This window comes from Streptomyces sp. NBC_00247, assembly GCF_036188265.1.
GTDB lineage: Bacteria > Actinomycetota > Actinomycetes > Streptomycetales > Streptomycetaceae > Streptomyces.
The window spans coordinates 5,939,922-5,959,634 of the sequence record NZ_CP108093.1; the positions used below are offsets into that span (position 1 = coordinate 5,939,922).

The 19,713-nt window shown below is 72.4% G+C and carries 17 protein-coding genes and 1 tRNA gene; 11 read left to right on the plus strand and 7 right to left on the minus strand.

Annotated features, from left to right (window positions below):
• Complete coding sequence (locus tag OHT52_RS25855; protein ID WP_328722578.1) at positions 1-510, minus strand: gluconokinase; 510 nt, start codon at positions 508-510, stop codon at positions 1-3.
• A 241-nt stretch (positions 511-751) separates the two neighbouring features.
• Between OHT52_RS25855 and OHT52_RS25860 the strand changes: the two genes are divergently transcribed.
• The 3 genes from OHT52_RS25860 to OHT52_RS25870 all read left to right on the plus strand — a co-directional run bounded on the left by OHT52_RS25860 (position 752) and on the right by OHT52_RS25870 (position 3,421).
• Positions 752-1,453, plus strand: a complete 702-nt coding sequence (locus tag OHT52_RS25860; RefSeq protein WP_328722579.1) for a FadR/GntR family transcriptional regulator — start codon at positions 752-754, stop codon at positions 1,451-1,453.
• A gap of 253 nt (positions 1,454-1,706) precedes the next feature.
• Entirely contained in the window at positions 1,707-2,792 is a 1,086-nt protein-coding gene (locus OHT52_RS25865) for an S-(hydroxymethyl)mycothiol dehydrogenase (protein WP_328722580.1), read from the plus strand.
• Complete coding sequence (locus OHT52_RS25870; protein WP_328722581.1) at positions 2,792-3,421, plus strand: MBL fold metallo-hydrolase; 630 nt, start codon at positions 2,792-2,794, stop codon at positions 3,419-3,421. Before OHT52_RS25865 ends, OHT52_RS25870 begins: the two co-directional genes overlap by 1 nt.
• 19 nt (positions 3,422-3,440) lie before the next feature.
• Here OHT52_RS25870 and OHT52_RS25875 read toward each other — a convergent pair whose 3' ends face one another.
• A complete protein-coding gene (locus OHT52_RS25875) occupies positions 3,441-4,379 on the minus strand; it encodes a pseudouridine synthase (RefSeq protein WP_328722582.1) in 939 nt (312 codons plus the stop codon).
• Between the two features lie 367 nt (positions 4,380-4,746).
• Between OHT52_RS25875 and OHT52_RS25880 the strand changes: the two genes are divergently transcribed.
• Both OHT52_RS25880 and OHT52_RS25885 read left to right on the plus strand, forming a co-directional pair.
• Positions 4,747-5,631: a helix-turn-helix transcriptional regulator gene (locus OHT52_RS25880; protein ID WP_328722583.1), complete on the plus strand. Its 885-nt coding sequence runs from the start codon at positions 4,747-4,749 to the stop codon at positions 5,629-5,631.
• 641 nt (positions 5,632-6,272) lie between these two features.
• Entirely contained in the window at positions 6,273-6,398 is a 126-nt protein-coding gene (locus OHT52_RS25885; RefSeq protein ID WP_328722584.1) for a hypothetical protein, read from the plus strand.
• A gap of 114 nt (positions 6,399-6,512) precedes the next feature.
• Here OHT52_RS25885 and OHT52_RS25890 read toward each other — a convergent pair whose 3' ends face one another.
• Positions 6,513-8,303, minus strand: a complete 1,791-nt coding sequence (locus tag OHT52_RS25890; protein WP_328722585.1) for a YVTN family beta-propeller repeat protein — start codon at positions 8,301-8,303, stop codon at positions 6,513-6,515.
• Positions 8,304-9,107: 804 nt separating this feature from the next.
• Between OHT52_RS25890 and OHT52_RS25895 the strand changes: the two genes are divergently transcribed.
• Positions 9,108-10,667 (plus strand): RICIN domain-containing protein, encoded by a 1,560-nt coding sequence (locus OHT52_RS25895; protein ID WP_328722586.1) that lies wholly within the window; start codon positions 9,108-9,110, stop codon positions 10,665-10,667.
• Positions 10,668-11,393: 726 nt separating this feature from the next.
• On the opposite strand, the gene OHT52_RS25900 is transcribed toward OHT52_RS25895, so the two are convergent.
• Positions 11,394-11,481: transfer RNA gene (locus tag OHT52_RS25900), tRNA-Leu, on the minus strand.
• Positions 11,482-11,712: 231 nt separating this feature from the next.
• On the opposite strand from OHT52_RS25900, the gene OHT52_RS25905 reads away from it, so the two are divergent.
• From OHT52_RS25905 to OHT52_RS25915, 3 genes are all read left to right on the plus strand, one after another.
• Positions 11,713-13,056: a M20/M25/M40 family metallo-hydrolase gene (locus OHT52_RS25905; RefSeq protein ID WP_328722587.1), complete on the plus strand. Its 1,344-nt coding sequence runs from the start codon at positions 11,713-11,715 to the stop codon at positions 13,054-13,056.
• A 165-nt stretch (positions 13,057-13,221) separates the two neighbouring features.
• A complete protein-coding gene (gene chpH, locus OHT52_RS25910; RefSeq protein WP_328722588.1) occupies positions 13,222-13,455 on the plus strand; it encodes a chaplin ChpH in 234 nt (77 codons plus the stop codon).
• A 141-nt stretch (positions 13,456-13,596) separates the two neighbouring features.
• Positions 13,597-14,361, plus strand: coding sequence for a chaplin (locus OHT52_RS25915; protein WP_328722589.1), 765 nt, complete (start codon positions 13,597-13,599; stop codon positions 14,359-14,361).
• Between the two features lie 197 nt (positions 14,362-14,558).
• Here OHT52_RS25915 and OHT52_RS25920 read toward each other — a convergent pair whose 3' ends face one another.
• Entirely contained in the window at positions 14,559-14,747 is a 189-nt protein-coding gene (locus tag OHT52_RS25920; RefSeq protein WP_266702672.1) for a DUF5703 family protein, read from the minus strand.
• A 47-nt stretch (positions 14,748-14,794) separates the two neighbouring features.
• On the opposite strand from OHT52_RS25920, the gene OHT52_RS25925 reads away from it, so the two are divergent.
• Together OHT52_RS25925 and OHT52_RS25930 are read left to right on the plus strand one after the other, a co-directional pair.
• Complete coding sequence (locus tag OHT52_RS25925; RefSeq protein WP_328722590.1) at positions 14,795-15,472, plus strand: hypothetical protein; 678 nt, start codon at positions 14,795-14,797, stop codon at positions 15,470-15,472.
• Positions 15,473-15,625: 153 nt separating this feature from the next.
• On the plus strand, positions 15,626-16,378 hold the full coding sequence (locus tag OHT52_RS25930) for a hypothetical protein (protein ID WP_328722591.1): 753 nt from the start codon (positions 15,626-15,628) through the stop codon (positions 16,376-16,378).
• Between the two features lie 14 nt (positions 16,379-16,392).
• Here the strand turns inward: OHT52_RS25930 and OHT52_RS25935 are convergent, their stop codons facing one another.
• Positions 16,393-18,714 carry an ATP-dependent RecD-like DNA helicase gene (locus OHT52_RS25935; protein ID WP_328722592.1) on the minus strand — a complete coding sequence of 774 codons (2,322 nt, stop codon included), beginning with the start codon at positions 18,712-18,714 and terminating at the stop codon, positions 16,393-16,395.
• Positions 18,711-19,694, minus strand: coding sequence for an aldo/keto reductase (locus OHT52_RS25940; RefSeq protein WP_328722593.1), 984 nt, complete (start codon positions 19,692-19,694; stop codon positions 18,711-18,713). The genes OHT52_RS25935 and OHT52_RS25940 overlap by 4 nt, the downstream gene beginning before the upstream one ends.
• Positions 19,695-19,713: the final 19 nt, after the last annotated feature.

The following is a 19,713-nucleotide window of genomic DNA, read 5'->3' on the forward strand; positions in this document are numbered from 1 at the left end:
TTAGCTCGCGAGCCGGCGCAGCGCGGCGACGGCGCGTTCGGTGATCTCTTCAGGGGTGCCGGACACGTCGACCTCGACTCCCGCCTCGTCCGCTTCGAGCGGCTGGAGCGTGGCGAACTGCGAGTCGAGCAGTGCGGTCGGCATGAAGTGGTTCTTGCGCGCGGACATCCGCCCCTCTACGAGGGCGCGGTCTCCGGTCAGGTGGAGGAAGACGGCGTCGGGGGCCTCGCCCCGCAGGCGGTCGCGGTAGACCCGCTTCAGCGCGGAGCTGGAGACGACACCGCCGAGTCCGGCACGGCCGTGCGCCCACTGCCCGATGGCGTCCAGCCAGGGCCAGCGGTCCGAGTCGTCCAGCGGGGTACCGGCGGACATCTTGGCGATGTTCGACTCGGGGTGGAAGTCGTCGCCCTCGGCGTACGGGACGCCCAGTGCGGTGGCGAGCAGGGGGCCGATCGTGGTCTTGCCGGTCCCTGCCACGCCCATCACCACGACGACGTGGGGGGTGTTCATTGGTGCCTCGCTGTCTTCTTCGACATCGGTCCGTCGCGCTACTGAAACTCATTAGGTCGTATTTATTCAAGCGGGTGTGACGTAAACGTCGTACTTAATGTCCTGTAGAGGTGTGGCGCGACCCGCCGGAACGGCTCCGGCCTCCGGCGCCTTCCCCGGCCCCCGCACCTCGACACCGCCCGGGAGCGCCCCCGTCGGGAGGCCGCCGCGGTGTTCCGGGACCGCCCCGTACTCTTGCTCCATGACCACGACGAGCCAGGGGCTCCATACGCATGTGCTGGACGCCCTGGGTCTGGAGATCACCTCGGGGGAGCGCCGTCCGGGCGACGTGCTGCGGACCGACGAGATCGCCCAGCGCTTCGAGGTCTCCCGCACCGTCGTCCGCGAGGTGGTCCGCGTGCTGGAGTCGATGCACCTCGTCGAGTCCCGGCGCCGGGTCGGCGTGACCGTACGCCCCACCGACGCGTGGAACGTCTACGACCCCCGGGTCATCCGCTGGCGGCTGGCCGGGGCCGACCGCCCGCGCCAGCTCCGCTCGCTGACCGTGCTGCGGTCCGCGATCGAGCCGGTCGCCGCCTCGCTCGCCGCCCGGTACGCCACCCCCGCGCAGTGCGCGGCCCTGACCGAATGCGCCCTCGGCATGGTCGAGACCTCGCGCGGCCAGCGGCTGGAGGAGTACCTCCGCCACGACATCGCCTTCCACCGGGTGGTGCTGAACGCCTCGGGCAACGAGATGTTCGCCCGGCTCGGGGACGTGGTCGCCGAGGTCCTCGCCGGCCGCACCCATCACCAGGTGATGTTCGAGGACCCCGACCCGGCCGCCGTGACCCTGCACGTCAGGGTCGCCGAAGCGGTACGCGAAAAGGACGCGGAGGCCGCCGAGCGGCTCACCCGCGAGATCGCGCACGGCGCCCTGGACGAACTGGACGTACTCGCGCCCTGACCCCCCGCCCGGGACCGCGCGGGGGCACCGCGCAGCGCGTACCGTGGTCCGCGTTCGATCTTCGGACAGCGGTCGGACGCCGCAGGGGCGCCGGTGGGCCTGCGGCGAGATCCGGGCCGGGCACGCGACGCCCTGCGGCTTCGTCCTCTCCGCCTGGGACGCGACGCCGCACGAAGCCGCACGCCGCCGCTCACCGATCCGGCCCAGAACTCGATACAGGCCCCAGGGCCGCCACACAGAAGGAGACCAAGGTATGCCGCAGCAGGTGCAAGGGGTCATCGCGCCGGGGAAGAACGAGCCCGTACGGGTCGAGACGATCGTGATCCCGGACCCGGGCCCCGGCGAGGCCGTGGTGAAGATCCAGGCGTGCGGTGTCTGCCACACCGACCTGCACTACAAGCAGGGCGGCATCAACGACGAGTTCCCCTTCCTCCTCGGCCACGAGGCGGCGGGCGTCGTGGAGTCGGTCGGCGAGGGCGTCACCGACGTCGCGCCCGGCGACTTCGTCATCCTCAACTGGCGGGCCGTCTGCGGCCAGTGCCGCGCCTGTCTGCGCGGACGCCCCTGGTACTGCTTCGACACCCACAACGCCAAGCAGAAGATGACGCTGCTCGACGGCACCGAGCTCTCCCCGGCGCTCGGCATCGGCGCGTTCGCGGAGAAGACCCTGGTGGCCTCAGGGCAGTGCACCAAGGTCGACCCCGCGGTGTCCCCGGCCGTCGCCGGTCTGCTCGGCTGCGGCGTCATGGCGGGCATCGGCGCCGCCATCAACACCGGTCAGGTGGGCCGGGGCGACTCCGTCGCGGTCATCGGCTGCGGTGGCGTCGGCGACGCGGCCGTCATGGGCGCACGGCTCGCGGGCGCGGCGAAGATCATCGCCGTGGACATCGACGACCGCAAGCTGGAGACCGCGAAGAAGATGGGTGCCACGCACACCGTCAACTCCCGCGACAACGACCCGGTCGAGGCGATCCGCGCCCTCACCGACGGCAATGGCGCCGACGTCGTCATCGAGGCGGTCGGCCGCCCCGAGACGTACGAGCAGGCGTTCTACGCCCGCGACCTGGCCGGCACCGTCGTCCTCGTCGGCGTCCCCACGCCCGAGATGCGCCTCGAACTCCCCCTCCTCGACGTGTTCGGCCGCGGCGGCTCGCTGAAGTCCTCCTGGTACGGCGACTGCCTGCCGTCCCGTGACTTCCCGATGCTCGTCGACCTGCACCAGCAGGGCCGGATCGACCTCGGAGCCTTCGTCACCGAGACCATCGGCATCGGCGACGTCGAGCGCGCCTTCGAGCGCATGCACGACGGCGACGTGCTGCGTTCGGTGGTGGTCTTCTGATGGCCGCCCGCATCGACCACCTGGTCACCTCAGGCACCTTCGCGCTCGACGGCGGCGAATGGGACGTCGACAACAACGTCTGGATCGTCGGCGACGACCACGAGGCGATCGTCATCGACGCCGCCCACGACGCCGACGCCATCCTGACCGCCCTCGGCGGACGCACCCTGCGCGCCATCGTGTCCACCCACGCGCACAACGACCACATCGACGCCGCCCCGGCCCTCGCCGACGCCACCGGGGCTCCGGTCCTGCTCCACCCGGACGACCTGCCGCTGTGGAAGCAGACCCACCCCGACCGCGCGCCCGACGGCGAACTGACGGACGGCCAGGAGATCGAGGTCGCCGGAACCCGGCTGACCGTCCTGCACACCCCGGGCCATGCCCCGGGCGCGGTCTGCCTGTACGCCCCCGAGCTCGCCACGGTCTTCACCGGGGACACCCTCTTCCAGGGCGGCCCCGGCGCCACCGGCCGGTCGTTCTCACACTTCCCGACGATCCTCGACTCGATCAGGGACCGGCTGTTCGCCCTCCCGGCGGACACCACCGTCCGCACCGGACACGGAGACTCCACCACCATCGGCGCGGAGGCCCCGCACCTGGACGAGTGGATCGCACGCGGTCACTGACCCGCGCACCCCGTCCCGTTCACCGGTCCGGCCACGCGGAGAGCCGCAGCCCGCTCCTGAAGCGACGCGGCTCACCCGTGACCGGATCGGTGAACTCCAGCACCCGCGCCAGAAGTTGCAACGGGCGGGACCAGTCGTCCGGAGCGCCCTGCGGCTCCACCACCGGATAGAGCGGGTCGTTGACCAGCGGAAGCCCCAACGTACTCATGTGCAAACGCAGTTGATGGGTGCGCCCGGTGGCGGGCAGCAGCCGGTAACGGCCGAGCCCGTCCCGCCGCTCCAGCAGCTCGACCCGGCTCTCACTGTTCGGCTCGCCCGGCTCCTCGCGCGCGGCCACCACCCCGTGCTCCTTCACGATCCGGCTCCGCACCGTCCGGGGGAGCGCCAGCCCCGGGTCGTACCCGGCGACCGCCTCGTACTCCTTGCGCACCAGCCGGTCCCGGAACAGCGTCTGGTATGCGCCCCGCTCCTCCGGACGCACGACGAACAGCACCAGGCCCGCCGTCAGCCGGTCCAGCCGGTGCGCGGGCTGGAGGTGCGGCAGCCCCAGCCCGTGTCTGAGGCGCGCCACCGCCGTCTGCGTCACGTGACGGCCGCGCGGCGTGGTGGCGAGGAAGTGCGGCTTGTCCGCGATCACCACGTGCTCGTCGCGGTACACCACCCCGACGGGGAACGGCACCGGCTCCTCGGGCGCGAACTCCCGGTGGAACCAGAGGCCGAGCCCGCTCTCGTACGGCCGCGTCCCCGGCACCGGCCGCCCGTCCGCCCCGACGAACAGGCCCTCCGCCAGCATGGCGTCCACCCGCGCCACCCCGATCGCGGCACCGAACCGCTCCCGCAGATGGTCGCCCACCGTCGCCCAGGCCTCCTCGGGATCCACCGGCAGCCGCACCCGCACGGGATCGACGCCCTCGCGCTGCGGGAGCGGCGAGGCGGCGGACTTCCGGCGCCCCCTCACCGGTTCCCCGCCCGGAGCCGCACGACGGGGACCCCGTCCGCCGACGCGGTCGACGGACGGACGGGCGCGGGTCGGGACATCGGGCGGCCTCTCAGGTGGCGGGGTACGTGCGGTGCACGGACGGCGCCGGAACTCCGGGGAAGGGGTGTCGCACCCATCATGACAGGGCAGAGGGGAGTGCTCCTCGGGCGAACGGCACGGGCGACCGGCCTTGTCCGGTCGCCCCCGGAGGCACCCGGGAAGCCCTGTCACGGTGCCTGGGGGAGGCCTGCCGGGGGCCTGCGGAGAACCGCCCCGGACGCCGCCCCCGCCAGGGGTGTACCGGCAGAGCATCCCTTCCGCGGCGACAGGCACGTACGGTCGAAGAGTGGACCATCAGCAAGAAGTCCGTGAGTTCCTCACCTCACGGCGCGCGAAGATCAGCCCCGAGCGGGCGGGACTGCCCGCCGGAACCCGGCGCCGCGTCCCGGGGCTCCGCCGCAGCGAGGTCGCGGCCCTGGCCGACATGAGCGTCGAGTACTACGCCAAGCTGGAGCGCGGCAACCTCGCGGGAGCCTCCCCGGCTGTACTCGAAGCCGTCGCCCGGGCCCTCCGGCTCGACGACGCCGAGCGGGCCCACCTGCTGCGCCTGGCGCAGGCGGCCGACGGCACCGACGCCCTCACCCGGCCCCGGCGACGGCGGAGCGCACGGCAGTGGACGCCGCACAGGAGCCTGCGGTGGACGCTGGACGCGATCACCGGGGGTCCCGCGTTCGTCCGCAACGGCCGGATGGACATCCTCGCCGAGAACGCACTGGCACGGGCCTTCTACCGGGACGTCCACGCCTCGGCGGGAAACCAGGGCAACCTCGCCCGCTTCGCCTTCCTGGACCCCGCGTCCCACCGCTTCTACCCCGACTGGGAACCCGCCGCCGACATCACCGTGGCCATCCTGCGCACCGAGGCCGGACGCAACCCGTACGACAAGGAGCTGCACGACCTCGTCGGTGAGCTCTCCACCCGGAGCGACGAGTTCCGCACCCGCTGGGGCGCCCACGACGTCCGCCACCACGGCACCGGCACCAAGCGCTACCACCACGCGGTCGTCGGCGCGCTCACCCTCGCCTACGAAGGGCTGGAGATGGCCGCCGAGCCGGGTCTGACCCTCACCGTCTACACCGCCGAACCCGGCTCCCCCTCCGAGGAGGGCCTCCGCCTCCTCGCCTCGTGGGCCGCCACGCGGGACGAGCGGCAGTCGGCCCGGCAGACCTGAGCGGAACGTCCGGGCTACGAGAACCGAGTCGCATTCGGTTCACGCCCCATGACCGTTCTCGGCGGTAATCGCTGAACCGGTGTTCCCCGAGGCTGTTACCGCGTGAGGCGGTGCTGACCGGGGAGCCACCTGACCGCCGGCCGTGCTTGCTCCCGGAGGGTGGTGAGTTCGATGTCGGGTTACCGGCTGTTTTCCGATGCGGTGAGGTGAAGGTGGGGTGGCGGCGACGACTAGGCCGTGCTGTGAAAGTCCCGCCTGTCCGGCGACGCCTGGCACGCACGCTCGCCGCGTTGTCGGGATCGCCCCGATACATCCAGTACCGGGGCGACCCTCCGCCGTGCGATCGCACGCACCGGACGCCGCCGGACCCACACGCCTAGCTGGTACCAGAGGCCGATCGCCGCTGCCGGGTCGTGTTCGATGCTGATCGCTTCGCGCAGTTCGCCGAAGTGCCGCGGCTCTTGACGGTGTAGGCGCGGCCGGTGGCGTGGCTGACGTGGAGCACAGGTCCGGGGTATCGATGATCTCGTCGGCCCGGCGTCTCGCGGCGCGCGTCGGGGCGCCGGGATCGGCGCGAAGACGTCGATCACGAAGTCCGGTTTGAAAGCCCCGGCAAGGTCATCAGCCGTGGCACGGGCCCGGTGAACCAGTTCGCCGACGACACCGCGACCACGCGCTTCCGCATGGTCGGACCGTACCGGGGCGACGACCAGGCCATCGACACCGGCGACCCCGACCACACGGCCGAGATCCCCTGCACTGTCTGACCTGGACACGACGGCGCCCGTGGTGCGCGGTCGCCCCGGCCGCCGTGGCGGCGGTCGGGGCTGGTCAGGACAGGAGGTCCTCCTCGCCCATGACGGTTCGCCGCCTGGCCGGTGTCAGGGGCAGGTGACGAGGATGATGGAGAGGGCGGTGCAGGTGGCGCTCGCGTTGTTGTTGACGGTGTTGGGGTCGGTGGGTGCGGAGGTGGTCCGCCGGCCGGTGACGGTGACCGGTCCGAGGGTCAGCAGACTCAGCGGGACGCGGAAGGTCTTGTTCACGACGGCGCTGTTGGCGATGGGCCCGTAGGAGCAGGTCACCGTGGTGCCGGCGGCGGTGCATCCGGCGGAGAGGTTGGTGGCGGACGCACCCGGGGGGAGCGTCGCGGTCAGGGTCGCGGACGTGACGGCGTCGGGGCCGGTGTTGTGGGCGGTGAGGGTGTAGCTCAGGTAGGGCACCAGGATGCCGATGTGGGGCTGTGCGGTGAGATCGACGTCGATGTCCGCGGTCGGCGGGGTGGCGACGGTGGTGGACTGGGCGGCGGTGTTGTCGCCGGGGACCGGGTCGGTCTCCGTGGCGGTGGCGGTGGCGGTGGCGGTCAGGGTGCCGGCCGCGGTCGGGGTCACGTGCACGGTGACGGTGGCCGACGCGCCGTCGGCGACGGTGCCCAGGGCGCACGTGACGGTCGGCGCGGTGATGGCGCAGGAGCCCTGGGAGGCGGTCGCGGAGGTGATGGTGCGGGCGGTTCCGGAGAGAGTGATCGCGGCGGTCGTGCCCGTGGCGGCGTCGGAGCCGTTGTTGTTGACGGTGGCGGTGTAGGTGAGGGGGTCGCCCGCGTTGACGGGGTCGGGGGCATCGGTGACGGCGACCGTCAGGTCCGCGGTGGGTGCGGCGGCGACGGCGGGGGCGAAGGCGACAGCGTAGGGGAAGGGGCCGAGCGGGAACGTCGTGGTCACGGTGTTGGTGGCGGTGTCGATGACCGAGATGGTGCCTTCGTAGCCGTTGGGGACGTACACCGAGGCGCCGTCGGGGGTGACCGCGGACTCGAACGGCCCGTTGCCGACGCCGACGGTGGCGACGACGGTGTTGCTGGTGGTGTCGATCACCGACACCGAGGACGCGCTGTTGTTGCTGGCGTAGGCCCGGCTGCCGTCCGGGGACAGCGAGAGGCCGAACGGGCCGATACCGACGGCGACGCTGGCGGTGACGGTGTTGGTGGCGGTGTCGATCACCGAGACGGTGTGGGAGTTCTGGTTGCCGACGTAGGCGCGGGTGCCGTCCGGAGTCACCTTGATGACGTTGGGCTTCAGGCCGACGCCGACGGTCGCGACGACGGTGTCGGTGACGGTGTCGATCACCGACACCGTGTTGCCGTTGTTGTTGGAGACGTAGGCCCGGGTGCCGTCCGGGGAGAGCGCGATGCCGAACGGGAGGGCGCCGACCGCGACCGTCCCGGTGACCGTGTTCGTGGCGGTGTCGACGACGGAGACGGTGTTCGCGCCGGAGTCGGCGGTGTAGAGGGTGCCGCCGTCCGGGGACACCGCGAGCTTGATGGGTCCGGCGCCGACCGCGATGGTCGTGGTGACGGTGTTCGTGGCGGTGTCGATCACCGACACCGAGGCGGAGCCGTTGTTGGCGGCGTAGGCGCGGGTACCGTCCGGGGACACCGCCACACCGATCGGGGAGGAACCGACGGGGATGGTCGCGACCGCCGTGTTGGTGGCCGTGTCGAGCGCTGTCACGGTGTCGCTGAGCAGGTCGGGGACGTATGCCACCGGGGCGGGCGGCACCGCCTGCGCGGCGGGGGCGGGCAGCGCGACCAGACCGGCGACGGCGAGTGCGCCGGCGGCGACCAGCGCGGAGAATCTGCGTCGCGGACGCGACGGGCGTAACACGGAACGTGAGGACATCAGGTGCCTCAACCCTTCTTCGAGGCCCGCCCCGCGTCAGGGCGCCCAAGGGGGCGACCCGAGGGCGCCGCAACTTCACCGGCCCCCGGTCACCGCCACCAGGACGTACCCACGACGGAGCGAACATCCCTGGCGGCCAACGGTGTTGGCCCCCTCGACTCGGCCAGCATGACACCCCGGGCCCCCGCATCAGGTCGGAACAAGCACATGCACGCTCTACGCCCCTGAGCAGACGGCCCTGTCCCGCCCCACGCGGCAGGGACCGCCGTCCGGCTGCGGGCCTTCTTCCGTAGCGAGACGCTGTTGCCGAAGTCGCACCCGCGCGCGGGAAGTTCTCCGGCGCCGACGACCTCCCGGACAAGGGAGGCAGGGTTCGAGTTGCCGGGATTCTCCACGAGGGACAGGCGCACCAGGGTGTGCGCCTCCATCGGTAAGGCCATGGGGGGCGCAGGTGATTCCGTGCGCTCACCAAGCAGTGTGCCGGGTCGGCTCCGTCTCTGTGCTCTGCCGGAAACTCGCAGCTCAGCGGCGAAGGGGACGAGGGTGGTGCGGCGGCTGAGGGGCGCACGGCCGGTCAGGGCAGGCGTTGGGTGTGCGCAAAATCCCTGCTGGATATTCACTCAAGCCACACAACTGCTGGCTGTGATTCTGTGCGCCGCTGGCGGCGGCTCGGTGGTGCCCCGACGATGGCTCACGGTTCAGACCGCCGGTACCTGGCGGCGTATCAAGGGCCGGGGTCCACCCGGTCTCTCCGCGCGCCAGGTCTGCCGTCAGCGGGCCTGGGCGCCCTTCGGAAGGTCGTCCATGTCAGGCAGACCCAGAGCTTTGCTCCGCTTGCTGGTGCCGGCGGTGCTCGCCGCCGGCGTGCTCGTGCCGCTTTCGGCAGGCACCGCCTCCGCCGCGCAGCCGATCTGCGTGAGCGGCACCCTGCAGTTCGACTACCAGTCCGCCGAGGCGGGTACCGCGAAGCCGACGCTGACCCGGGCCGCCCGCAGCGCCTCGGTCGAACTGTGGGGCCGTGAACTGGCGACCGACACCGACCACAAGCTGAACGCCGGCACGCAGCTGACCGGTGCGGCCGACGGCTCGTTCAACCTCTGCTACACCCCGGTCAACACCACGTCGATGAACCACCTGTACGTACACTTCGCGACCAGCAACAACCAGGTGTGGCGGGTCGCCAATGCCGCCGGCACGGTCTACACCTACGACACGCCGACACAGTCGAACATATCGACGAACGTGGCTCTCGGTACGGTCAAGCCGACCACCGCGGCTCGCGCCTGGCACGCCTTCGACACCGTCAACCCGCTCTGGTCGCGCCGGGCCAACTCGACCACGCCGTGCTGGACGGCCGCCGAGGCCAACGCGGCGACCTGCACCACGCTGACGCTGCGCTGGCAGACCGGTTCCAACGACGGGCCGTACTACGACCTGTCGAACACCGTCCACCTGGCCGAGGGCGACCCGGACTCCGAACACACCGTGCTGCACGAAGCCGGCCACTTCTTCCAGCACCGCCTCTACAACGGCACGTTCCCCACCGTCACCAACTGCAACCCGCACTACATCCAGTTGGCGTCGTCCGCCACCTGCGCCTGGACCGAGGGCTTCGCCGACTCGGTGGCCGCCTACCTCCTGGGCGACCAGCGTTACGTGTTCCCCGACGGCTCGTCCTACCCGTTCACCACGGCCGCGGGCTGGCAGACCGGCGACCAGGTGCAGGGAAACGTGGACGGCGCGCTGCTCCAGCTGTGGAACCAGGTGGACGGAAGCTGGGACCGCACCATCACCACTCTGGCCTCGCACACGCCCTCCACCTTCGCCGACTGGTTCAAGAACGTCCGCCCGACGGCCGTGCCGCCGCTGTCCACCACCGGGTCGGCACTGACCGCGCTGGACACCTTCGCCATCAACTACGGACCCACGGTCGTCGGTGACAACGCCTACCACGCGCTCAGCAACGGCGGCGGCGTCGCGCTCCAGCGGGGGACGGGCTGCAGCGTCGCCATCTCCGCAGTGGCCCAGTTCGCTGCCCTGGACACCTCCCGGGCGTCCCAGCGCTGGAAGTTCGCCGCCAACGGCGACGGCACCGCGCGGGTCTACGACAGCTGCCCGATCCCGCTGACCCTGACCGCACCGACCACCGCCGGCGGCCAGATCTCCCTGCAGGCCATCAGCCTCGGTGCGGCCAACCAGCGCTGGCAGGTGACTCAGAACTCCTCCGGCACCTACACCCTGACCAACCCGGCCACCGGATTCGTCCTGGACGGCAACGCGACGGCAGGCCAGGCGGTCACCGCCAACACCGCGTCCGCCGGCTCGGCCGGCCAGAAGTGGGCATCAGTCTTCTCCATCTCCTGACCCCGGCCTGCCCGCCGACCCGCCGGTGCGGGCTTCGGATTCCTGATGGCTCGGCGGGCGACACCGCCAACGGCGGCCTCCGCTCCGGCACCCGCACCGCCGACACCCCGAACGACTGCTGACCGCCGGCCCGTCCGGCTGGAGGGCGCCCGCACCCCCGCAGGCACCCTCCGGCCGCTCCCGGCCGCAGCCTGGGCGTCCTTGGCGCCACGGTGGCCGGTCAATGCGGCTCGTGTCTTTCACGGGGGCGACTTCCCCGTGGCCGGCGGAGCCCACGCTCCGCGGGCCGGCGGTGTCGTTGCGGCCGTAGGGGCGGAGCCTCGGACCCGGCCCGGGGAACAGGCGTCCGCCGGACAGGTCGGGGCCGAAGACCGCCCTCCACGGCTCGCGGACGCAGCCTGGACGCCCACGCGGCGTACCGCTTCCCGTCCTGCTGCGAGTCTTTCCCACGCACCGCGGCCATCCAGCCACGCCGGCCCCGACGATCCACGGCAGTCAGCTGCTTCCCCGCAACTCCCCGGCGCCCCGAGCCGGCCAGCGGTCCCATGGGCACACAAGCCCGGATCTCAGCCCGGTCGCACCGCCCGCATCCCCCGGGCACGCGAACCGCAGCTGATCTTCCGTACGCCGGACACAACAACCGGACACAACAACCCGGACACAACAACAGAGCCGGTCAAAGCGACTTTATGTCGCTTTGACCGGCTCTGTTTGGTCGGTCGACCATGGTGTCCGAGGGGGGACTTGAACCCCCACGCCCGATAAAGGGCACTAGCACCTCAAGCTAGCGCGTCTGCCATTCCGCCACCCGGACAAGGTGTCTGCCGTTCCCGGAGCTGTTGTTCCTGTCCCGTTCCGACGTGGAAAACAATAGCAAACATTCGGGGGTGCTCGATCACGCCTCCGGCTCAGCCCCGCTCACCCCCTCCGGCGCCGCCCGGCGCGTGTGACGGGCGCGTGACGTCGAGGGGGACGGCCTTGGGCCGCACGGGGCGGGCGCGCGAGGATGAGGGGGAGCACCACCGTGACAGTGGAAGGAATCAGTGTGAGCGAGAGCAGCGCCTCCCAGGCAGGTCCGTCCGGGAAGACCGGCAACGCCGAGAACGAGGTCGTGGACCTCTGTCGTGAGCTGATCCGGATCGACACCAGCAACTACGGGGACCACTCCGGCCCCGGCGAGCGGCTCGCCGCGGAGTACGTCGCGGAGAAGCTCGCCGAGGTCGGGCTGGAACCGAAGATCTTCGAATCGCACAAGGGCCGTGCGTCGACCGTGGCCCGGATCGAGGGCGAGGACCCCTCCCGGCCCGCGCTCCTCATCCACGGGCATACGGACGTCGTCCCGGCCAACGCGGCGGACTGGACCCACGACCCGTTCTCCGGCGAGATCGCGGACGGCTGCGTCTGGGGACGCGGCGCGGTCGACATGAAGGACATGGACGCCATGACGCTCGCGGTCGTCCGCGAGCGGATGCGCAGCGGCCGCAAGCCCCCGCGCGACATCGTGCTGGCGTTCCTCGCGGACGAGGAGGCCGGCGGCACGTACGGCGCCCGCTACCTCGTCGACAACCACCCGGGGCTCTTCGAGGGCGTCACCGAGGCCATCAGCGAGGTCGGCGGTTTCTCCCTGACCGTCAACGAGCAGCTGCGTCTCTACCTGGTGGAGACGGCCCAGAAGGGCATGCACTGGATGAAGCTGACCGTGGACGGCACCGCCGGGCACGGTTCGATGATCCACAAGGACAACGCCATCACGGAGCTGTCCGAGGCGGTCGGCCGGCTCGGGCGCCACCAGTTCCCGGTCCGGGTCACCAAGACCCTGCGCCACTTCCTGGACGAGCTCTCGGACGCGCTGGGCACGGAGCTGGACCCGGAGAACATGGAGGAGACCCTCGCCAAGCTGGGCAGCGTCGCCAAGCTGATCGGTGCCTCCCTGCGCAACACCGCCAACCCGACGCAGCTCGGCGCTGGCTACAAGGTCAACGTCATCCCCGGCCAGGCGACCGCCCACGTGGACGCCCGCTTCCTGCCGGGGTACGAGGAGGAGTTCCTCGCCGACATCGACCGGATCCTCGGCCCGAACGTGCGGCGCGAGGACGTGCACGCGGACAAGGCGCTGGAGACCACCTTCGACGGCGCCCTCGTGGACGCCATGCAGAAGGCCCTGGTGGCCGAGGACCCGATCGCGCGGGCCGTGCCGTACATGCTGTCGGCCGGTACGGACGCCAAGTCCTTCGACGACCTCGGCATCCGGGGATTCGGCTTCGCTCCGCTCAAACTGCCGCCGGAGCTCGACTTCGCCGGCATGTTCCACGGCGTGGACGAGCGGGTTCCGGTGGACGGCCTGCAGTTCGGTGTACGGGTGCTGGACCGGTTCATCGACCACAGCTGAGCACGCCCCGCACTTCCGCCCGCTCTCCGGTGACGTAATTCGCCCGCTTGTCCGTACCTCACCGGAAAGAGTGAAAGGGGGGTTGGACTCGTAGCCGTCTGATTTTCTCCTCGTTACAGGTGATGCGGTCCGCGGCTGGGACCGCATTTCCAACGAGGAGGAACAATGATCAAGAAGATTGCCGCCGCTGCGGCTGTCACCGGTGGTCTCGTGCTCGCGGGCGCCGGCATGGCTGTTGCCGACGCGGGTGCCCAGGGTGCCGCCATCGGCAGCCCCGGCGTCATCTCGGGCAACGTCATTCAGGTCCCCGTCCACGTTCCGGTGAACGTGTGTGGCAACACGATCTCCGTGATCGGGCTCCTGAACCCGGCCTTCGGCAACACCTGCGTCAACGCCTGACGTTGAGCGTCAACCCGTAAGGGTTTGAAGCCCGGTCGGCCCCGGAGCGCGCGCCATGCGCTCCGGGGCCGACCGGCATTCGGCCCTCGCACGGTCGTGTCCGGGGGTAATTCGGAAGTGCAGAAGGCAGGAAAAGAACCTATGCGACAGGTCACTCGTAAAGGCCTGATCACCATGGCGGCGGCCGGCGGAGTGCTCGCACTCGGTGGGGGTTACGCGCAGGCGGACTCCGGAGCGGCTTCCGCCGCGACGAATTCCCCGGGGGTGGCATCCGGGAACAGCATCCAGATTCCGATCGAGATCCCGGTCAACGTCTGCGGAAATTCCGTGGACGTCGTCGGTCTGCTCAACCCGGCGTTCGGAAACAGCTGCGCGAACACGTCGCAGGGCGACTCCGTGAGCGGCGGCGGCGCCGGCCGGCCGTCCGGCGCCCACGCCGGGGACACCTCGGCGCAGCAGGGCGGGAACGCCGCCTCGGGGACCGGCAGGCACCGTGCAGGCGACTCCACCAAGGCTGTCGGCGGTGGCGGCGGCGCCACCGCGGAGGGGGTCGCGCAGGGATCTCCCGGCATCCTCTCCGGCAACAGCGTCCAGGCGCCGATCGACATCCCCGTGAACGCCTGCGGCAACTCCGTCGACGTCGTGGGACTGCTGAACCCGGTCTTCGGCAACGAATGCGTCAACGGCACCCCGGTCGCCCCGCCCGTCGTGCCGGAGGTGCCGGTCACCCCCGAGGAGCCCGTAGCCCCGCCGGCCCACGAGCCGCCGGCCCCCGAGGTGCACGTTCCCCCGCAGCTCGCGGAGACCGGTGCCGGTGACCTCGGCATGCTGATTCCGGCCGGTGCGGGCATGCTGCTCGCCGGCGCCGGAGCGGTGTTCTACCGCCGCTCGCGCAGCGCGGCATAGATCGTGTTCTGAAAGTGGCGTCGTCCGCCCTGAGGGCGGGTCCGGCGGCGTAGGTCGCGTGCCGGGCGCCCCGGGACGGGCGGAACTTTCAGGACACGACCCGGGCGACCGATCCGGGACCGGAAGACCCTTCCGGTCCCGGTGACACGCATGACGAAGAGGAGCGGGTCCCGCGGCTGCGGGGCCCGCTCCTGGCGTCACCAGGTGGCTCTGAGCTGGCGGATGATCCTCCGCCGCAGCCGCACCCTGCGGCTGCCGTCGTGGCGGAGCGTCAGGCGGTCCAGCTCCCAGTGCCCGTACTCCGCGTGGTCGGTCAAAAGTCGGGCCGCATCCTTGCGGGACACCCCGCGCGGCACGTACACGTCGACAAATTCGTATTCCGGCATCGCATCTATTGTGCGGGCAGAGCCTCGGTACGGATAGCGTCTGCCTCATGTCTGATGCTGCGCAGCCCACCGCTGCCGAGGTACGTGCCGCCGCCGAAGCGGTCAAAGCCGCGATCGACCGTCACCTCGACGCGGTCGAACGCCGTAGCGGGGACGAGGACCCCGCCGTGTACGAAGCGTTCAACGCTCTCGCCGCCGCCGCCGAGGTCTACGACGAACTCCTCTACGAACGGCACGACGAGGTGACTCCCTTCGAGATCCCGGGTGCGGACGATTCCCTGCCCCCGTACGCCGGACCGGCCGAGCCGAGCGCGCTCAGCGTGCTGATCCGGCGCGACTACGCGGTGGCGGAGCCGCAGCGGCTGCTCGCCCAGGCGCAGCGGCTCGCGGACGCCGACCCGGACGACCTCGACACCGGTCACGCCGCGATCGTCGGTACGAGCGTCCACGCCGCGCTCGGCGTGCTGTTCGGCGAGTACGAACCCGACGAGATCGCCTCCCGCCACAAGGAGTTCGGCCTGGCCGAGGGGGACTCCACGCTCTGGGTGGCCGCCGCCGAGGAAGCCGGCGAACCGGGGGAGTGGCTCGGGTCACCCTTCGAGGACGTGGACCCGGAGCTGGTGGTGTGCAGGTTCGACGTCAGCTCGGTCTTCGACGACGACCTCGAGGGCGACGAGGACGATGAAGACGAGGATCTGGACGAGCTCCCGTCCGGCGGCGCCTGACCGCGCCCGGGAGCCCCGACTGCCCTGACGGCTCTTCGGACGGGCCGGTGGCCCGGTGCCCCGCGCACCGGGCCACCGGCCCGTCCGGACTCCGGGCGACTGTGACCGAGCACACCACGGCGGACCGGTCCGGCAGAAGGGACGACGAGGTCGATGGAAGAGGCACGCGGCGAGCGGCTGAGGGCGCCAGGCGGGTCCCTCCGGTCGGGTGCGCTCGTCCGGGAGTCGGGAAGGACGTGGCGACTGCTCGCCGCGAACGAGTGGCGACTGTCCCCGGCGGACGCCGAAGCCGCTCGGGCCGTCCTGGCCCGCCTCACGGCGCCGCTCCCGGCCCAGCGGGGCACGGCGGCCCGGAGCAGCGCGACGGATCGGGACAGACGGCTCCAACGCGCACTCCGCACCACCGTCCACCACCTGGACGCCGGGGCCGTCAGTCCGTCCGCCGCCGCCCTCCTGGCGGCCGTCGCCCGCGCCTTGCTGCCCTGGCACGCCGCCCCGAATCCCCTCCCCTCGGCCGCTGCCCCCCGCTACCCGCCCGCGCCGGGAACGGCGGCGGCCTCGGCGCCGCCGACCGGAGCGGGCGAAGCCCTGCTCCCCGGCCTCGGCGCGCTGTTCGCCGCCCTGGTCGCGACGAGCTCCGGCGACGCCGACCCGCACACGCCTCCGGTCGAGCCCTGGAAGGCGCTCTATACGGGAAGGTTCCGGCACCACACCAGGCCTGCACCGGGAGTGTGGTCGGCCGAGACCGTGGGCTGTCCCGGGTGCGGCGAGCAGGACGGCCCCTGGACCGTCACCTGCGACTGGCGCCGGGCCGTGCTCGGTTGCGCCTGCGGGACGGCGAGCGAAGGGCACGGACTCTCCCTCTCCGAAATCTGGCTGGTGCTGCCGGAGAGGGAGAGTCCGTGAGTACGGCCGCCGGCCTAGGACGACGCGTCGGGCGTCGGCAAGGCCTCCAGCAGGGCTCGCAGCCGGGTGGTGCGCTCCTGTCCGGGGATCTCGGCCACGGCCCTGGGCAGCGCCTGGTCGACGCCGTGCACGACGGACAGATGGCGCTCGCCCCGGCTGAACGCGGTGTACACCCACGGCCTGCTGAGCCCCCGCGCCGCGTCGCCGGGGAGCACGACGACCGCGGCCGGCCAGCGCGTCCCCGCCGCCTGGTGGGCGCTGAGAGCCCAGCCGTGCCGGACCGCCGAGGCCACCCGGCCCTGCGGCACGACGACCGGCGTGCCCTCGCAGTCCAGCCGCAGCCCTTCGGCGTCGGCCGACACCACGACACCGGGTACGGTCCGGCCCGGCGCGGGAACGTGGACCACCCGGTCGCCCGGGTCGAAGCCGCCGAAGCGCCCGGGGCCGGGGTTGAGGCGGTCCTTGAGCGCCGCGTTCAGCGCCCGGGTGCCCGCCGAGCCGCCGTGGCCCACGGTGATCACCCGGGTGTCCGCCGCGTCGATGCCGAAGGCGCGGGGTACGGAGTCGGCGACCAGTTGCACGGTGCGGTGCACGGCCTCGCCCGCGTCCCGCACCGGCACGATCACCACTTCCTTGCCCGGCGCCCCGACCTGGTTCAGCTCACCGATGCCGATGCCGGAGACCAGCTCGCCGATGGGCCCGGGATCGGGTGTGCGGGAGATCACCTGCGGGCAGGCGCGGGCGGCGAGGACGTCCGCGAAGACGCGGCCCGCACCGGCCGAACCGAGTACCCCGGGGTCGCCGCTCAGCACCAGCCGCGTACCGTCCGCGAGGGACTCCACGAGCGCCGCGGCGGTCTCCACGTCCAGCTGCGGGGCGTCCAGGACCACCAGCAGGTCGAGCGCGAGGGCGCCCTCCTCGTCCCGGCCCGGCCCCTCGGCATCGGAGAGCAGCCCGGCGAGCGTGACGGCGGCGCCGGTGTCCCCCGCCTCGGCTGCCAGTCGGCGGCGGCCGTCCACGCTGTGCGTGGCGCCCAGCGCGCGCAGGCCCAACCCCCGGGCCGCCACCAGCAGGGCGGCGGGTTCGGCGCGGGCCGCCTCGCCTCCGGAGTGGACGACCAGGCCCGCCCCGGCGACCGCGCGGATCAGTTCGGCGGCCGAGGGCGAGGGAGCGGCCGAGGCCGCGTCCGTCCAGTCGGCGCCCTTCTCGCAGGCGTTGGCCAGCCGGCCCAGCCCGTCCGCGAGGCTCTCCTCGGCCAGGGCGTACCGGTCGAGCCCGAGCAGGGCCGGGCCCGGCTCCTCCTCGTCCGAGGCATCGGCGCTCTCGCCGGCGGTGTCGTCGCCGGATTCCTCGTCGGGGAACTCGGTGATCTCCTCGGCCCCGGCGGGGTCCACGCCCTCCTGGAAGAGCAGCGCGGCCCCCTCGGCCACCGCGTCGTCCACGGCCGTCTCCGGGTCCGTCACACCGTGTCCGGACAGCGCGGCCCGTACCGCGGTGACGTCCAGGGCCGTGTGGCCGCGCACGGCGGCCTGCTCCAGCAGCCAGCCCACCAGCGCGGCGGTGCGGCGTCCGTCGTCGGGACCGCACTCCGGCCCCAGCAGGGCGCGGGCGAACCCGTCCGCCTGCTCGGGGCGCACCCCGGGGACGGCCAGCAGCTGCCAGGGGTCCTGCCGCAGCACCTCGGCCGCCTGCTCGCCCAGCGCGCGGGCGGCCCCGGGAGCCAGGGCCGCGGGGGCACCCGCCCCGGCCAGCACGGCGCGTACCGCCTCCACGGCCTCCTCAGGCACCTCCTGCGGCGCGGAGGAGGTATCGACGGGCCGAGGGAGCTGAGCGCGCGGGTCCGCCGCGGGGGCGGCCGGTCGTGCCACGGGGGCGGCGGGAGCCTCGTAGAACGCGGAGGCGGTCTTCTCGCCGCTCTCCACCGCGCGGACGGCGGCCAGCAGCTGCGCGGCCGTCCCGCTCAGCCCGGTCCCGGCGGCGATCGGACCGGCCTTCTCGGCCTTCCGCTGCTCGATGCGCTTGCGCAGCTCCCGCTGGGCCGCGAGCTCGGCCTGTGCCTCGGAGACCGTCGGGGCGTCGGCGGCCTCACCCGACGGCTCACCCGCGGCCCCGTCACCTCCGGAACCGCCCTCGGAAGCGTCGGCGGCGCCGCCGGGCAGGTCCGTGGAGCCGTCGGGCAGACCCGGGCCGTCCTCCGGGCGGTCCTCGGAGCGGTCCTCCGGGCCGTTCTCCGGACGGTCCTCCGAGCGGTCCTCGGGCAGGTCCGACGGCTCCTGGGAACGGTCCTCGGGGTCGGCCGAGTGGCCCGGGGTTTCCCCCCGGGGAAGCGCAGTCACAGCGTGCTCCAGTCCTGGTCCGGATAGCGGTGCACGGGCGCCGACACGTCGTCGAGCGCCTGGCAGATCTCGTCAGGAAGCGTAAGCGTCTCCACCGACAAAGCCTCGGTGAGCTGCTGCGCGTTGCGCGCGCCGATGACCGGGGCGGCCACCCCGGGCCGGTCGCGGACCCAGGCGAGCGCGACCTGGAGCGGGGTGGTGGCCAGCCCGTCTGCCGCCGTGGCGACCGCCTCCACGATGCGGCTCGCCGCGTCGTCGAGGTACGGCTCCACGAAGGGCGCCAGCTGCTCCGAGGCCCCGCGAGAACCCGAGGGGGTGCCCGTGCGGTACTTGCCCGTCAGGACCCCGCGCCCCAGCGGGGACGAGGGCAGCAGCCCCACGCCGAGGTCGAGGGCGGCGGGCAGCACCTCGCGCTCCACACCGCGCTGCAGCAGCGAGTACTCCATCTGCGTGCTCGCCAGCCGGGTCCGCGCACCCGGTGCCGCGAGCTGCCAGGTCGCGGCCTTGGCCAGCTGCCAGCCGCAGAAGTTGGACACTCCCGCGTACCGCACCCGGCCGGAGGAAACCGCCAGGTCCAGGGCCTGGAGCGTCTCCTCCAGCGGGGTCACCGGATCGAAGGCGTGCACCTGCCACAGATCGACGTAGTCCGTGCCGAGCCGCTCCAGGGACGCGTCCAGCGCGGCGAGCAGATGTCCGCGCGAGCCGTTGAACCTGCGGTACGGATCGCGCACGCTGCCCGCCTTCGTGGCCACCACGAGGTCCTCCCGCGGCACCAGCCCGCCCAGGAGCCGCCCGAGGAGGTACTCCGCTTCCCCGCCCCCGTAGGCGTCCGCGGTGTCGACCAGAGTGCCGCCCGCGTCCCAGAAGGCCTTCAACTGGTCGGCGGCGTCGTGCTCGTCCGTGTCCCGGCCCCAGGTGAGCGTGCCGAGCCCGATCCGGGACACACGAAGGCCGGTACGGCCGAGATGCCTCTGCTCCATGGGCGCAGAGATTACTGTC

What these genes read in the sequence shown, in the direction of transcription:
- OHT52_RS25890 (WP_328722585.1), bottom strand. Translation starts at nt 8,303, where the DNA reads ATGTCCTCACGTTCCGTGTTACGCCCGTCGCGTCCGCGACGCAGATTC.
- OHT52_RS25895 (WP_328722586.1), top strand. Translation starts at nt 9,108, where the DNA reads ATGTCAGGCAGACCCAGAGCTTTGCTCCGCTTGCTGGTGCCGGCGGTG.
- OHT52_RS25860 (WP_328722579.1), top strand. Translation starts at nt 752, where the DNA reads ATGACCACGACGAGCCAGGGGCTCCATACGCATGTGCTGGACGCCCTG.
- OHT52_RS25870 (WP_328722581.1), top strand. Translation starts at nt 2,792, where the DNA reads ATGGCCGCCCGCATCGACCACCTGGTCACCTCAGGCACCTTCGCGCTC.
- OHT52_RS25920 (WP_266702672.1), bottom strand. Translation starts at nt 14,747, where the DNA reads ATGCCGGAATACGAATTTGTCGACGTGTACGTGCCGCGCGGGGTGTCC.
- OHT52_RS25855 (WP_328722578.1), bottom strand. Translation starts at nt 510, where the DNA reads ATGAACACCCCCCACGTCGTCGTGGTGATGGGCGTGGCAGGGACCGGC.
- OHT52_RS25915 (WP_328722589.1), top strand. Translation starts at nt 13,597, where the DNA reads ATGCGACAGGTCACTCGTAAAGGCCTGATCACCATGGCGGCGGCCGGC.
- OHT52_RS25925 (WP_328722590.1), top strand. Translation starts at nt 14,795, where the DNA reads ATGTCTGATGCTGCGCAGCCCACCGCTGCCGAGGTACGTGCCGCCGCC.
- OHT52_RS25940 (WP_328722593.1), bottom strand. Translation starts at nt 19,694, where the DNA reads ATGGAGCAGAGGCATCTCGGCCGTACCGGCCTTCGTGTGTCCCGGATC.
- OHT52_RS25865 (WP_328722580.1), top strand. Translation starts at nt 1,707, where the DNA reads ATGCCGCAGCAGGTGCAAGGGGTCATCGCGCCGGGGAAGAACGAGCCC.
- OHT52_RS25930 (WP_328722591.1), top strand. Translation starts at nt 15,626, where the DNA reads ATGGAAGAGGCACGCGGCGAGCGGCTGAGGGCGCCAGGCGGGTCCCTC.
- chpH (WP_328722588.1), top strand. Translation starts at nt 13,222, where the DNA reads ATGATCAAGAAGATTGCCGCCGCTGCGGCTGTCACCGGTGGTCTCGTG.